Source organism: Streptomyces sp. NPDC002566 (assembly GCF_042889585.1).
GTDB lineage: Bacteria > Actinomycetota > Actinomycetes > Streptomycetales > Streptomycetaceae > Streptomyces.
The window spans coordinates 353,707-366,091 of sequence record NZ_JBIARD010000002.1 but is presented as its reverse complement, the minus strand read 5'-3'; the positions used below and the strand labels follow the sequence as shown (position 1 = coordinate 366,091).

Annotated in this window: 11 protein-coding genes; 2 read left to right on the top strand and 9 right to left on the bottom strand. The window is 72.3% G+C overall.

Going from position 1 to position 12,385, the window contains the following annotated elements:
* Positions 1 to 67: 67 nt before the first annotated feature.
* The 6 genes from ACFYXA_RS08855 to ACFYXA_RS08830 all read right to left on the bottom strand — a co-directional run bounded on the left by ACFYXA_RS08855 (position 68) and on the right by ACFYXA_RS08830 (position 7,088).
* Entirely contained in the window at positions 68 to 1,243 is a 1,176-nt protein-coding gene (locus tag ACFYXA_RS08855) for a zinc-dependent alcohol dehydrogenase (protein ID WP_352248420.1), read from the bottom strand.
* The gene (locus ACFYXA_RS08850; protein ID WP_389029926.1) at positions 1,240 to 2,178 is read right to left on the bottom strand and encodes an SRPBCC family protein; all 939 of its coding nucleotides are present in this window, start codon (positions 2,176 to 2,178) and stop codon (positions 1,240 to 1,242) included. The genes ACFYXA_RS08855 and ACFYXA_RS08850 overlap by 4 nt, the downstream gene beginning before the upstream one ends.
* A gap of 207 nt (positions 2,179 to 2,385) precedes the next feature.
* Positions 2,386 to 3,561 carry a glutathione-independent formaldehyde dehydrogenase gene (locus ACFYXA_RS08845; RefSeq protein ID WP_352248424.1) on the bottom strand — a complete coding sequence of 392 codons (1,176 nt, stop codon included), beginning with the start codon at positions 3,559 to 3,561 and terminating at the stop codon, positions 2,386 to 2,388.
* A 348-nt stretch (positions 3,562 to 3,909) separates the two neighbouring features.
* Positions 3,910 to 5,196, bottom strand: coding sequence for an APC family permease (locus ACFYXA_RS08840; RefSeq protein ID WP_389029922.1), 1,287 nt, complete (start codon positions 5,194 to 5,196; stop codon positions 3,910 to 3,912).
* A gap of 114 nt (positions 5,197 to 5,310) precedes the next feature.
* Positions 5,311 to 6,426, bottom strand: a complete 1,116-nt coding sequence (locus tag ACFYXA_RS08835; protein WP_389029919.1) for a sensor histidine kinase — start codon at positions 6,424 to 6,426, stop codon at positions 5,311 to 5,313.
* Positions 6,426 to 7,088, bottom strand: coding sequence for a response regulator (locus ACFYXA_RS08830; protein ID WP_389029916.1), 663 nt, complete (start codon positions 7,086 to 7,088; stop codon positions 6,426 to 6,428). Before ACFYXA_RS08830 ends, ACFYXA_RS08835 begins: the two co-directional genes overlap by 1 nt.
* 130 nt (positions 7,089 to 7,218) lie before the next feature.
* Between ACFYXA_RS08830 and ACFYXA_RS08825 the strand changes: the two genes are divergently transcribed.
* Complete coding sequence (locus ACFYXA_RS08825) at positions 7,219 to 8,523, top strand: DUF418 domain-containing protein (protein ID WP_389029913.1); 1,305 nt, start codon at positions 7,219 to 7,221, stop codon at positions 8,521 to 8,523.
* Between the two features lie 77 nt (positions 8,524 to 8,600).
* On the opposite strand, the gene ACFYXA_RS08820 is transcribed toward ACFYXA_RS08825, so the two are convergent.
* The 3 genes from ACFYXA_RS08820 to ACFYXA_RS08810 all read right to left on the bottom strand — a co-directional run bounded on the left by ACFYXA_RS08820 (position 8,601) and on the right by ACFYXA_RS08810 (position 11,168).
* On the bottom strand, positions 8,601 to 9,173 hold the full coding sequence (locus ACFYXA_RS08820) for a dihydrofolate reductase family protein (protein WP_352248433.1): 573 nt from the start codon (positions 9,171 to 9,173) through the stop codon (positions 8,601 to 8,603).
* 185 nt (positions 9,174 to 9,358) lie between these two features.
* Entirely contained in the window at positions 9,359 to 9,712 is a 354-nt protein-coding gene (locus tag ACFYXA_RS08815; RefSeq protein WP_389029909.1) for a VOC family protein, read from the bottom strand.
* A gap of 52 nt (positions 9,713 to 9,764) precedes the next feature.
* Entirely contained in the window at positions 9,765 to 11,168 is a 1,404-nt protein-coding gene (locus tag ACFYXA_RS08810; protein WP_389029906.1) for a Tat pathway signal sequence domain protein, read from the bottom strand.
* Between the two features lie 188 nt (positions 11,169 to 11,356).
* On the opposite strand from ACFYXA_RS08810, the gene ACFYXA_RS08805 reads away from it, so the two are divergent.
* Positions 11,357 to 12,346, top strand: a complete 990-nt coding sequence (locus tag ACFYXA_RS08805; protein WP_389029903.1) for a hypothetical protein — start codon at positions 11,357 to 11,359, stop codon at positions 12,344 to 12,346.
* The last annotated feature ends 39 nt before the right edge of the window (positions 12,347 to 12,385 follow it).

Genomic DNA, 12,385 nt, shown 5'->3' with positions numbered 1-12,385 from the left:
ACACTCTGCAGGACCCGCTCGGCTCGTCGGCGTCAGCGAGACCTGGTGCCGCGATCCCTCGCGGTCCTCACGGCTTGAGGACGACCTTCTCGCAGTGGTCCTTCTTGTTCTTGAACAGGTCGTAGCCGGTCGGCGCCTCGGTCAGGGGCAGCCGGTGGGTGATGATCCGGGTGGGGTCGATCTTGCCCTGCTCGATCAGGCCCAGCAGCGGCTTCATGTACTTCTGCACGTGGCACTGGCCGGTCCGCAGAGTCAGTGACCTGTTCATCCAGGCACCCGCCGGGAACTTGTCGATCATCCCGCCGTAGACGCCGATGACCGACACCACGCCGCCGCTGCGGCAGGACAGTATGGCCTGGCGCAGGGCGTGCGGCCGGTCGGTCTCGGAGCGGACCGCCTGCTTGGCACGGTCGTAGAGGTGGACGTGGGAGGCGCCGTGTGTGGCCTCCATGCCGACCGCGTCGATGCACTTGTCGGGACCCCGGCCGCCGGTGAGTTCGAGGAGGGCGGACCGTACGTCGGTGTCCTCGAAGTTGATGGTGGTGTAGCCCTGGGCGGCGGCCATGTCGAGGCGGTAGTCCTCCTTGTCGATGGCGATGACCTTTTCCGCGCCCAGGACCCGGGCGCTGTCCATGGCGAACTGGCCGACAGGACCGGCACCCCAGACGGCGACGACGTCACCTTCCTCGATGTCGCACATGTCGGCGCCCATGTAACCGGTCGGCAGGATGTCGGACAGGAAGAGCACCTGCTCGTCGGTCAGGTTCGACTCGATCTTGAGGACGTTGGCGTCCGCGAGCACCACCCTCGCGTACTCGGCCTGGCCGCCCGCGAAGCCGCCGGTGAGATGTGAGTACCCGTAGATGCCGCAGGTGGGATGACCGAACATCTTCTCCGAGATGCCGGCGTTGGGGTTGCTGTTCTCGCAGCACGAGTACAGCTCCGCGCGGCAGGACGCACAAGCGCCGCAGGCGATGGGGAAGGGCACCACGACCCGGTCGCCGACGCGCACTTTGCCGTCGCTGATGCCGGAGCCGACCTCGACGACTTCTCCCATGAACTCATGGCCCAGGATGTCGCCCTTCTCCATGGTGGGCACGTAGCCGTCGACCAGGTGGAGGTCGGAGCCGCAGATCGCCGTCGAGGTGATCTTCACGATCGCGTCGCGGCGGTTCAGGATCGACGGATCGGGGACGTCCTGCACCTCGACCGAGTTGCGTCCCGTCCAGCAGTTGGCCTTCATGCCAGGGCCTCCTTCAGTTCGTCCTCGGTCAGCGGTCGGGCCGGGTGCTGCGGGAACTCGCCCCGGGCCTGCTTGCCACCGGGGGCGCCGTCGGAGCGGACGACCTCACCGGTTTCCGCGATCTGCTTGAAGCGGCGAAGGTCGTCGTCCAGCTGCTGGTGCGGCTCCTCACCGAAGTAGCGCGCCGCAGCCTTGCCCAGCGCTCCCCCCGGCAGTTCGTAGCGCAGGGACACCCGTATCTCCGTGCCCCGGCCGCCGGGGGCAGGCACGAAACGGGCTTCGCCGGCGTTGTCGATGTCGGCACCGTCCACCGACCGCCACGCGATCAGCTGGCCGGGGACGTCCTGGGTGATCTCGGCGTCCCATTCGACTGTTTTGCCGAACGGCGCGCTGGCTCGCCAGTGACTGGTGCGCGGGCCGGTCACGTGCACCTCGTCCAGGTGCACCATGAATTCCGGCAGCCGCTCCAGATCCTTCCAGAGGGTGTACGCCTCGTCCGGGGATCGGGTGACGGTGGTGGCCGCGGTCAGTTCCATGGAGGCGCTCCTACGGGTGCGGGTCACGGCCGCGTAGACGTCCGTGGCGGTGATGGCGGTGACCGCGGCCGTCGCAGCGACGGTGCGTCCGAGGCCGCGACCGTCGTGGTTCTTCAAGGCCCGGGCGAGCATCGTCAGATCCATGAGGTCGCCACTGACGCGGCCCCACAGCCAGACGGGATGCGGCCGTCCCAGCAGCCCGGTCGCCGCCGCCAGTTCGCGCACGCCGACGGCGGTTGTGGCCGTTCGATGCCTGGGGGCGTCGCCCACGCCCAGGGCCCGGGCGAAGCCCGCGGGGGCGGCGACCTGGGGCACGCCCAGGAGCGCACTGGCCCAGCCGAGGCCACGTACGAGCGGATCGTGTCGCAGGCGGGAGGTGGAGCGGGTGTCTGTCGTCATGAGTGCTCCTCACATGCGGTGAGGTGAACGGACGGTGAGGTGAACGGAAGGTGTGCCGCTGCCGCGATGCCGGAGGCAGCCGAACGCCCTATGCCCGGCAGTGCGGGAGGTGCGGGCGGGGAAGCCCCGTCCGGCCCCGACCGAAACCGGGGCCGGACGCCGGCCGTCGTTCGCCCGGTGCTGGAGCGGTTGACGGCCCTGGTCTTCTCACTGCTTGTGGCCGTTGCCGTGTCCGTCGGGATGCAGGACCACCTTGGTCCAGCCCTCGTCACGGGCGTCGAAGTGCTCGTAGGCACTGGGGGCCTCGTCCAGGCTCAGCTCGTGGGAGACGATGAAGCTCGGCGTCGCCTTCCCGCCGGCGATCAGGTCCCGCAGCGCCCGGTTGTACTTCTTCACCGGCGCCTGGCCGGTCCCCATGTGCTGGCCCTTGAACCACATCATGCCGAAGTCGATCGGCACTTTGCCCTGTGCCTCCAGCTCGCCCTGGGCCTCTTCGCCGCCGGGGTCCTGGGGCAGGAAGACGCCCACCACGCCGATGTCGCCCGTGAACCTGACCGAGTCGATCAGGCCGTTGAGCGTGAGGCTGGCGTCCTCGTGTCCCTGGGGGTCGTGCGCCTGGTAGCCGACGCATTCGCAGCCGTTGTCGGCGCCCAGACCGAGGGTGGCTTCCTTGACGACCTCCGCCGGGTTCTGCTCGGCGGTGTTGATCGGGATGGCCCCGATCTCCTCCGCCTTGCGCAGCCGGTCGGGCTGGTGGTCGGCCACCCAGACGCGGCCGGCGCCCTTGAGCACGGCGGAGTAGGCCGCCATCAGCCCGACGGGGCCGGCCCCGAAGACGATGGTCTGGTCACCCGGCTTGACGTTGGCCATCTCGGTGGCGTGGTAGCCGGTGGGGAAGATGTCGGCGAGCATCACGTAGTCGGTCTGCCGCTCGGCGGCGTCCTCACCCAGACGCAGCGCGTTGAAGTCGCCGTAGGGCACGCGCAGCAGTTCTGCCTGGCCGCCCTGGTAGGGGCCCATGTCGGCGAAACCGTAGGCGGCTCCGGCGAGGGCCGGTTCCGGCTGCATGGTCAGGCAGTAGTTGGTCAGCCCCCGCTCGCACTGCTTGCAGAAGCCGCAGGCGATGTTGAAGGGCAGAACCACGTACTCGCCGACCTGGACCTTGCGCACGGCCGGGCCGACCTCCACGACCTGGCCCATGTTCTCGTGTCCCAGGGTGCGGCCCGACTCGAACGAGGTGCGGCCCTCGTACATGTGCAGGTCCGAACCGCAGATGTTGGTGGTGGTGATCTTGACGATGATGTCGCAGGGGTGCTCGATCTTCGCGTCCGGCACGTCCTTCACCGTGACCGTTCGCGGTCCTTCATATACCGCTGCTTTCATGATGACTTCCCTCGGTGTCACGGCATGACCGCGGCACGGCGATGATGAGACGGCGCAAAGGGCCTGACGCTCGGAAGTGCTACGACGGGCTCGGTGGCTCCCGCCTCTCCGGGCCGTTCACCCGGATCGGGTGGAACGGTGGGTCGGGCCGTCGGCCCGCCACGCGGAGCTTCGGCGCCCCGACGGCATGCGCTGCGGGTCCCCGTCGGCCTCCGACCCCAAACAATCCTTCACCGATCAATCAGCCGATTCTTTGCACCGGACGGCTACCGATCAAGGACCCGAACTGTTCGGCCAAGGAGGCGAGTCCTCTCACCACTTCCCCCAGGTAACGGCAGTTCACCCGGGTTACGGCCGACGGGCCGTCACCGCCCGGCGGATGCCGTAGGCGGCCGCGCCGAAGGCGAGTACCGCCGCGCCCGAGAGCACCGACGAGAGGGGCAGGGCGAAGGCCAGCACCAGACAGCCCGCCAGTCCGACGGCCGGGACCAGCCGGCGCCGCCCGTGCGGCCGGTTCCGGCCGTCGGGCTCGGTGAGCGTCCAGGCGGAGGCGTTGGCGATCGCGTAGTAGGCGAGCACCCCGAAGGAGGAGAAGCCGATCGCCCCGCGCAGGTCCACCGTCGCGGCCACCACCGCCACCACCGCGCCCACCAGCAGCTCGGCCCGGTGCGGCACCTTGAACCGCGGGTGAACCGCGGCCAGCGCGTGCGGCAGGTGACGGTCCCGGGCCATGGCCAGCGTGGTGCGCGAGACACCGAGGATCAGCGCCAGCAGCGACCCGAGCGCGGCCACGGCCGCCCCGACCCGCACCACCGGGACCAGCCATTCCGCGCCCGCCGCCCGGACCGCGTCCGACAACGGCGCCTCGGACAGCGCCAGCCCCTGCGGGCCGAGCACCGACAGGACGGCGACGGCGACGACGGCGTAGACGGCCAGGGCGATGCCGAGCGCGAGCGGAACGGCCCTGGGGATGGTGCGTTCCGGGTCGCGCACCTCCTCGCCCAGCGTCGCGATCCGCGCGTACCCGGCGAACGCGAAGAACAGCAGGCCCGCCGCTTGGAGCACCCCGCCGGGGGTGGCGTCCGAGCCGACCTCCAGCCGGGCCGCGTCCGCCGTGCCCGAGGTGAGGGTGGCGACGGCGACCGCCGCGAGCACCGCCAGCACCACGGCCACGATCACCCGGGTGAGCAGCGCGGACTTCTGCACCCCCCGGTAGTTCACCGCGGTCAGCGCCACCACCGCGGCGACCGCGACGGCGTGTGCCTGCCCCGGCCACAGGTACGAGCCGACGGTGAGCGCCGTGGCCGCGCAGGACGCGGTCTTGCCGACGACGAACGCCCACCCGGCGAGCCAGCCCCAGAACGCGCCGAGGCGCTCGCGCCCGTACACGTACGTGCCGCCCGAGGCCGGGTAGCGGGCGGCGAGCCGGGCGGAGGAGGTGGCGTTGCAGTACGCCACCACGGCGGCCAGCGCCAGCCCGATGAGCAGCCCGGACCCGGCGGCCCGCGCGGCCGGCCCCAGGGCCGCGAAGATGCCAGCGCCGATCATCGCCCCCAGACCGACGATCACGGCGTCGGTCACCCCGAGCCCACGACGCAACTCGCCCGGAGCCCCTGCTGTGGCCGGCCGGCTCATGCCCCACTCCCTCGACGCACGCGACGGCCCGCGTGACGGACCCCGACAGGGGCAGACGTTACGCGAGCCGCTCCCGGCTCTTGGCGTCGCCCGTGCGCACAGCGGCCCCGGGCTTCACGCCCCGTCCGCCGGGATGTCCAGGCTCACCGAGTAGCCGCCGTCGGCTGTGGGGCCGTGCGTGAGGGTGCCGCCCAGGAGTTCGGCTCGCTGACGCAGACCGACCAGACCCTGGTGGGAGCCGGGCAGGGGGATGGCGGGCCTGGTGGGGGCCGTGTTGGTGACGGTGACGCGGACGTCCCCGTTCCGGAGCCCGGCGTGAACTGTGGCCGTCGCTCCAGGAGCGTGCTTGCGGACGTTGGTCAGCGCCTCCTGCACCGTGCGGTACACCGCCCGCTGGACGGTCGGCGGGAGCCCTTCGGGCAGGTCGGCCCGCAGCTCGGTCTCGATGCCGCTGCCGCTCACCAGGCGCGGCAGGTCTGCCAGGGACGGCTGGGGGGTCAGCTCGGTCGGGCGGTTGCCGGCGGCGCGCAGCACCCCGACCATGTGCCGCAGCTCGTCGAGGGTCCGTACGCTCAGGCGCCGGATCGCACCAGCCGTCTCTCTGACCTCGGCGTCCCGGGCGCCCATCTGGAGCGCCCCTGCCTGTACCGCGATCAGGCTGACCTGGTGGGACACCACGTCGTGCATCTCGCGGGCGAGCTGGGCGCGTTCCGCCGCCAGCAGCGACTGGGCGGTCAGCAGCCGTTCGTTCTCCCGCGCCTCGGACACCTCGGCGAGCCGCACGGTCAGCTCCCGCCGGGTCTGGACGAGCTGGCCGAGGAACACCAGAGCCGCCGCCGTGGCCAGGGTGTACCCCAGGCTGATGAGCAGAAAGCTGTCGGAGATGGGGATCGCCTTCAGGGACGGCGGCCAGTGCCAGGGCAGGACGTCGCTGATCGTGAACGCGACCGCGCAGCCGACCAGCACCGAACGCCGGCGCGTCTGCGAGGCGACCGTGTAGAGCGCGACCAGCGTGGCGAACACCGCGTCGGTGACCAGGGAGGCGGGCAGGGTCAGCGCGAACGTGAGCAGGGGCAGCCGGCGGCGCAGCGCGAGTGCCGCGGCGGCGAGCAGCCCGCAGGCCAGGGCCAGCCGCTCCGTCGGCTCGACGTTGACCCATACGTCCAGCAGCGCGGCCACGATCAGCGCCCCGTCGAGCAGCGCGGAGACGGCGACGGCACGTGAGGGCATCACCTGTCCCCCTCCCGCGGCAGCTTCAGCAGGCCCGCGCGTTCGGCGAGCAGCGCCGCCTGGACACGGCTGTCCACCCGCAGCTTGGTGAGGATGGCGCTGACGTGGTCCTTCACGGTGCCGGCGCTGAGATGCATCCGCGCGCCGATGCGGCCGTTGGACAGCCCCTCGGCGACGAGGACCAGGACGGCGCGCTCCCGGTCGGTCAGCCGCGCGACGGCGCGGGAGGCGGGCTCGCTCGTCTCGTGGTCCAGGAAGCCGTCCACGACGGTCCGCGTGACCTTGGGCGACAGGACGACCCCGCCCTCGGCCAGGGTGCGGACCATGGGCGCGAGCTGTTCGGGATCGGTGTCCTTGAGCAGGAAGCCCGCGGCGCCCGAGCGCAGAGCCGTCGACACGTACTCGTCCATGCCGAACGTGGTGAGCATGGCGACCACCGGCGGGTGCGGCAGCCCGCACAGGTCGGCGAGGACCGTGAGGCCGTCGACGTCGGGCATCCTGATGTCGAGGAGCACCACGTCGGGCTGCTTCTCCTCGGCCGTCCGGACCGCCAGACCGCCGGGCACCGCCGCCACGACGGCGATGTCGCCGGCCGCGTCGAGGATGTGCGTGAACCCGGTACGGATCAGGGCCTCGTCGTCGACCACCAGCACCCGGATCACCTGCGGCTCCCTTCCTCGGGGCTCGCACGGGGCCCGCCGGGTGACCGGGGCGGCCCCCGCCGGTCGGCACGGAATGTCAGGAAACATGAGGGTTGTGCATCAACAGGAGGAATGCACAGTCTAAGTAGATATGGCCTGCGACGTCCCCTCGCCCGCACCCCGTGTCGCGGTGTCCGCGCCGCCGACCGGGAAGACAGGCCGTCCCACCCGGGGCGGGGAGACCAGGCGTTACGACCGGGGCGGGGAGAGGGACCGTCGCACCCGCCCGGTCCGCACTCAGCCGTCGGCCCGGCGGCTGATCGGCGTCGATCTGGCCCGCGGGCTGGCGATGTTCGGGATGTACGCCGCCCATGTCGGCCCGGAGCCTTCGGAGGGCGGGCCGACGGGTTTCCTGATGGAGGCGGCGCGGGGCCGGTCGTCCGCCCTGTTCGCCGTCCTCGCGGGCTTCTCCCTCGTGATCCTCACGGGCCGCCCCCAGCCGGTGACCGGCCGCCCGGGCCGGCAGGCGGCGGGCCGGGTCGTCCTGCGGGCGCTCGTCCTGATCCTCATCGGCTTCGCCCTGGCCGCACTGGGCACCTCGATCGACGTGATCCTCGCTTACTACGGGCTCACCTTCCTCCTCGTTCTCCCGCTGTGCCGGCTGCGGGCGAGGACGCTGGCCGCCGTCGCGGCCGCCGGCGCGCTCGTCCTGCCCCAGGCGCTGTACGTGATCCAGCAGGCGATCGACGAGGGAAGCTGGTCCGACACCGTCATCGAGTGGGACCCGCTGGCGCGGATCACCGGCACGGACGGCCTGCTCGACCTCCTGTTCACCGGCGCGTACCCGGTCCTGACCTGGGTGCCCTTCATGATCGCGGGCATGGCCGTCGCCCGTCTCGACCTCACCCGAACCGCCGTCCTCAGGGGCCTGGCGTTGACGGGCGTGGCACTCGCCGTGCTCGGCTACGGAGGCTCCTGGCTCGCCCTGCGTCTCGTGCCGCACGCCACCGCCGCGATCGCCGCGGCCTCGGACGGCGGCTCGGCGTCGTCGGCCTGGTGGTCCGACGCCGTGGGCGATCCGGTCGAACACGCCCCGTCCTGGCTGCTGGTGGCGGCGCCGCACAGCCAGACGACCGCGTCCCTGGTCGGCAACACCGGCGTCGCCCTGGCAGTCCTCGGGCTGTGCCTCGTCCTCGCCGCCCGCATGCCACGCCTGACGCGTCTGACGACGCCGGTGTGCGCGGTCGGCGCGATGTCCCTGAGCGCGTACGTGCTGCACATCGTCGCCATCCGCGTCCTCGGCGTCGACGACTCGGACCTCCCCGCGACACTTGTGCTGCTGGGCTTCGTCGCCGTCGCCATGCTCCTGGCGTGGGCCTGGAGCCGCGTCTCCCGGCGCGGCCCCCTCGAACACCTCCTCAATACCGTGACCAAGCTCGCCCGGCACATCAGGTGACCGGGCCGCCCCCGACGAAGCCACGGACACGCGGCCGAGTCGCGTACGGCCGCCTCCCCGAGCGGAGGACGTCCGCCTCAGCGGAGGACGTCGAAGACGTTCTTCTGCAGACCGTTGGCGTAGGCCTCGTGCTCGACCAGCTTCAGCCGCTGGGCGTCCTTGTCGGTGGCGCTGAACAGCCGCTTGCCCGCGCCGAGCAGGAGCGGGAAGACGAGCAGGTGATAACGGTCGATCAGGCCCGCGTCCGAGAGCGCCTGGTTCAGTGACGCACTGCCGTGCACGATGATCGGGCCGCCCTCGGTCTCCTTCAGCGCGGCGACCTCGTCGAGCGAGCGCAGGATCGTGGTCTCACCCCAGTTCGACACGAGGTCGTCCTCGGCGAGGGTGGTGGAGACGACGTACTTCGGCATGACCTTGTAGTCCGCGAAGTCCTCCATGTCGGGCCACACCGCGCTGAACGCCTCGTAGCTGACCCGGCCCATCATCATCGCCGCGGCCTCCTTCTGCTCCCGGCCCTTGATCTCGAAGGCCTCGGGGAGGAACTCGGTGTGCTTGAACGTCCACCCCGAGTTCCGGTAACCGGGCTCGCCGCCGGGGGCCTCCACGACGCCGTCGAGCGAGACGAAGGCGGTGCTGATCAGGGTTCGCATAGGTGTTCCTCGGGGTCTCGTGACCGGTTCCCGGTCGGTTCGGTGAGTGCGCGCCTCGCCCGCGTTCGCGGCCGCGGCGCCCCAGTCGTGAACTCTGACGGAGGAACACGCGAAAACTCATCGGCGGACACGGCGATCTCGGGGAAGTTCTCGGGACTCAGGGCGTTTCCAGGAGCCGGGCGGGCTCAGGCGGGCTGCCACAGTTCGATGCGGTTGCCCTCGGGGTCGGTGACCCAGCCGAAGCGGCCGACGCCCGCCATGTCCTGCGTCTCCTCGTCCACCTCCGCTCCCGCGGCGCGCAACTGCGCGAGCATCGCGTCCAGGTCGCGGACGCGGAAGTTGAGCATGGTCTGCTGCGCGCGGGACCCGAAGTAGTCGGTCCCGGACTCGAAGGCCGCGAACACCGTCGGCCCGGGATCCTGACGCCACAGGCCGTCGTCGTCGGCGTCCAGCCCGAGGCACTCGCGGTACCAGGCGGTCAGGGCGGCGGGGTCGGCGGCCCGCAGAAAGTACCCACCGATTCCGAGCACACGTTCCATGGGGCCATGGTGTCAGAGTCGGGCGGCGGGCCGCCGGGCTGTCGACGCCGCCTCAGGCCGCCAGCGGGTTGACGCGGGTCGCCGCGAGCACGTACCAGGCGGTGGCGCCCGTGTGGCGGTACGGGTAGTAGCCGAACCCGAATCCGGTGTGGAGCGGACTGCTCGCCGAGACGACTCCGCAGCCCTCGGTGACCGCCCGGCCCCCGAGTGTCTGGCCGCCGCCCAGGGACTCCTGGGCCCTCTCCACGGAGGCCAGCAGCCGCCGGGCGCGGGCCTCGTCCCCTCGGGCGCACCGGGTGCGCAGAGCCAGCGCCAGGTGCGCCGTCCCTTCGAACCACACGCCCTCGCGGTCGGGCTTGGGCTGCCCGGGGGCGATGGGGGCGTCCTCGTCGGCCAGCAGGGCGGCGGAACTGAACGTGACCCCGGCGTAGGACTGGCCGGCGGGAACCGTGCTGTTGCGCCGGTCGGCTGTGTCCAGGACGGCCAGTTCGGCGGCGGCCCAGTCCAGCGAACGGGAGTGGGCGCGGGAGTCGAGGGCGAGGTGCGTCCAGGTCTGGGTGTCCTCGGGGACCGGTGACTTGTTGACCGTCACGCCGTCGTTGCTGCCGGTGTAGAAGAAGCCGCCGGACGGCTCCCACATCCTCGCCACGAAGGCACGCGCCCGTTCGCGCCGCTCCCGCCACACCCGGTCGCCGGTGAGCCGGGCGAGCTGTCCGAACAGCCCGACCAGGTCCGTGTTGTGTTCGGTGGAGGTGAACGGCAGCCTCCCGTCAGCCCCGTCGACACCGAACTTGTAACCGCCGAGGGGCTCGTCCGTACGGCCCACCCGCTCGATCCACTCGCCGATCCTCACGGCGGCGTCGAGGAACCGGCGCTCGCCGGTGCGGCGGGCCAGCGCTGCGAGCGCGATCCCGGCCCAGGCCATGTCGCCCACGGCGGTGCCGGTGAAACCGAACTGCGTCCCCACGTTGGCCGTGCCGTCCGCCCGGACGAACCCGTCAGGCTGCGGCGAACCGTCGTAGAAGGTGTACGGCCCCACGTTGTACGCCTGCCGCAGCCGGCCGTCGTCGTACACCGGGTCGTGGGCCTGGGCGTAGCGGAGCGCGTCGCCGAGCGCCACGGCACGGGACCGGCCGTCCGCCGTGCCGGAGGCGAGGGCGGCCAGGATCGTCAGTGCGTTGTCGTAGGTGAACGCGGTGCTGAACAGGCCGGCCTGGTCGGTGTAGCTCTGGGCCAGCCGGACGGTGCCGTGGTCCGGGTAGGCGTCCATGGCCGCGGCCAGGAAGGCGCCCGCCCGGCGTGGTGCGGATGCCGGGGCGGTGGACGGACGGTCTGCCGCAGGAGCCCTCGTGGACCCGGAGGCGGAGCCCGGAGCCGCGAGGACGGCTGCTCCGGCGGCGAGTCCTGACCCGATGAGGGCGCGGCGGCTGAGCGCCGGGCGGGGGCTGCCGGTCATGGGGCTCCTAGGGGCGGGATGGAAGGGAGGTTGAGAGCGCTCTCAGGAGCGCGGGCTCATTGTGCTGGCCTCCGGGGGACAGGTCAACGGCTGTGACATCAGGGCGGGTTGAGCCGACCGGGGGAGTGAGCGCGGCGGCGGGTGTGCTCGATGTGCGGGACCGGGCGGCGCGGGGGAGTGTGGACACCGTGCGAGACGAGAGCGCGCGCGGGCGTGGCGGCGGCAGGCGGGCGCGCGGTGCGGATGCGGGCGGCCCGGACCGCGAGGGCGAGGCCGAGGGTACGGGCGGCGAGCTGGAGTCCGAGCTCGACGCGCTCTACACCACGCCGCCGTCCCGTTTCGTCGCGCGCCGCGAGGAGCTGGCCCTGGCGGCCAGGTCGGCCGGTCGCACCGAGGACGCCCGGCGTGTCCGGGCAGCCCGCCGCCCCTCGCTGGCGGCCTGGGCGGCGAACCTGCTGCTGCGCTCCGAGCCGGAGGAGAGCGGGCGGTTCCTGGAGCTGGGGCGGGCGCTGCGGGAGGCGTACGGCACGCTGGACGGGGCCGGGATCAAGGAGCTGTCCGTCCAGCGCCGCCTCGTCGTCGCCGAGCTGACCCGGCAGGCGGCGCGGCTCGCCCTGGAAGCGGGGGAGCGGCTGTCGGGCACGGTGCAACGGGAGATCGAGTCGACCCTGCACGCCGTGCTCGCCGATCCGCAGGCCGCCGATCAGTGGGCCACGGGCCGGCTGGAGAGCGCACTCACGCCGCCCTCGGAGTTCACCCCCGGTCCCACCGCCACCGCCGGAGCGCGCCCCCGGCCCGCCCGCTCGACCGCGCCGCCCGCCGCCGAGCGGGCACGGGCGAAGGACGAGCTGGCCGAGCGCCGTCGCGAGAAGCAGAGGTTGCTCACGCAGGCCCGGAAGGCGGCCCAGGCAGCCGAACGGCGACTGCGCGAAGAGCGCCGCCGGCGAGCCGACGCCGACGCCGAACTGGACCGGGCGCACGACCGCCACGACGAGGCCCGCCGGCAGGCCTCGGCCGCCGAGGAGCACCTGCGTCAGGCGCGCGAGGAACTCCGCCTGGCGGACCGGGAGTGCCAGGAGGCCGAACAGCGGAGCCACGAGGCCGAGGAGGCGCTCGACCGGGCCGAGCGGGAGGCCCGCCAGAAGGCCGAGGAGGTCGACCGCCTGTCGACCCGCTGACCGGCGGCCACCGGTTGCACACGGCCCCCGGCGCCGCCG